Raw genomic sequence first — 1775 nt, 5'->3', positions numbered from 1 at the left:
GCGCAACCTGCTCGGCGGGATCGGCCTGTTCATCTTCGCGCTGCGGCGCAAGCCCGAATGGCCGACGCTGCTGGAAATCCGCAACTCGGCGATCGTCGGCACGATGCCTCGTCGCGCTGTCGTCCGGCACGATCGCGCTCGGCATGCGCACCGTCAGCAGCGGTTCGGCCGCGGTGATGGTGGCCACGGTGCCGCTGTTCGCGACCGTGATCGCGGCGGTGGCCGGGCGGCCGGTGACGAAGGGCGAATGGGCGGCCGTCGCGCTCGGGATGGTCGGCATCGTCGTGCTGAATTCGGGCGGCGCGGCCGCCGCGAACTCGGCGCTCGGCACGATCTGCGTGCTGGCCGGCGCATTGTTCTGGGCGGGTGGCGCGCATCTCGCGACGCGGCTCAAGCTGCCGTCCGACCTGTTCCTGTCGACGTCGCTGCAGATCGGCCTCGGCGGCCTGATGTCGACGATCGTCGCGTGGCTGCTCGGCGAACGCGTCGAACAACTGGCCGTCGGGCCCGTGTTCGCGTTCGTGTACCTGATGGTGTTCTGCACGATGGCCGCGTACGTCGCGTACGGCTACCTGATCCGCCACACGAGCCCGATCATCGCGAGCAGCTGCATGTACGTGAACCCGATCGTCGCGGTCGCGCTGGGCGCGCTGCTGCTGGGCGAACCGGTGACGATGGCGACCGTGGTCGCGACCGTCGCGATCCTCGGCAGCGTCGGGTTGTCGTTCGTGTTCGATCCGGCGCGCCGGCCCGCGGCCACTACGGCCACCGCTCCGGCTCAGGCTACCGCTGCCAGTTCGCCGGTCGTGGCGGCCGAGCAGGCGGTGACGGTGGACGCTTCGCCCGTCGTCGAGCAGATCGCGACGCCGGATGCGCCGCCCATCCTCGCGCCTTCCGCCGTCCCGCTCGCGGTGCCGACGCCTGCGGCCGTGATGGACCCGGCCGCAGTGATCGAGCCCGCCCCGGCGTTCGCGACGCCGCCCGCCGCCGCCGAGCCGGCCGTTTCGCGCACCGACGCGTGACGCCGCGCTGGCCGGTCGCGCTCAGCCGCGCCGGCCGCCGCGATGGTGGGACCAGCCGGCGAGTGCGGTAAACAGCAGCCCGGCCGCGCACATGCCGATCCAGCCGAACGCGCGCCATGCGGCGACGCCGGCCGACGAGCCGAGCGCGCCGCCGATGAAATAGCACACCATGTACACCGTGTTCACGCGGCTGCGCGCCTCCGGCTTCAGCGCATAGATGCGCGACTGGTTCGAGATCTGCGCGGCCTGTACGCCCACGTCGAGCACGATCACGCCGATCACGAGCCCGACGAGGCTCGACCCCGACAGCGCGAAGATCACGAACGACAGCGCGAGCAGCACGATCGCGAGCGAGATGACCGCGCGCGGGCCGCGCGTGTCCGCGGAGCGGCCCGCATACGGTGCGGCGAGCGCGCCCGCGGCCCCGACGATCCCGAACAGGCCGGCTGCCTGCGGGCCGAGATGGAACGGCGCGCCGGCGAGCAGCAGCGTGAGCACCGGCCAGAATGCGCTGAACGCCGCGAACAGCGCGGCGCCCGTGAGCGATGCCTCGCGCAGCCCGCGCAACTCCACGGCCAGATCCCACATCGAGCCGAGCAGCTTGCCGTACGACAGCGTCGACGTCGGCGAGCTGCGCGGCAGCCGCAGCACGATCACGACGGCGAGCGCGACGAGCGCCGCGACGGATGCGGCGAACACCGCCCGCCAGCCGAAATACTCGGCGATTCGTATAACTTCGTATAATGTATGCTA

Annotated in this window: 2 pseudogenes; one reads left to right on the top strand and one right to left on the bottom strand. The window is 71.6% G+C overall.

Annotated features, from left to right (window positions below):
- Positions 1 to 1022, top strand: a pseudogene (locus JMF90_RS35620) (EamA family transporter); the annotation flags it as partial.
- A 21-nt stretch (positions 1023 to 1043) separates the two neighbouring features.
- On the opposite strand, the pseudogene JMF90_RS35615 reads toward JMF90_RS35620, so the two are convergent.
- Positions 1044 to 1748 (bottom strand): annotated as a pseudogene (locus JMF90_RS35615) (MFS transporter); the annotation flags it as partial.
- Positions 1749 to 1775 lie beyond the last annotated feature (27 nt).

The sequence above is a fragment of the Burkholderia sp. E168m23 genome (assembly GCF_016586125.1).
Lineage (GTDB): Bacteria > Pseudomonadota > Gammaproteobacteria > Burkholderiales > Burkholderiaceae > Burkholderia > Burkholderia orbicola.
The sequence above is the reverse complement of the archived record's forward strand: the minus strand, read 5'-3'. Positions and strand labels throughout refer to the sequence as shown.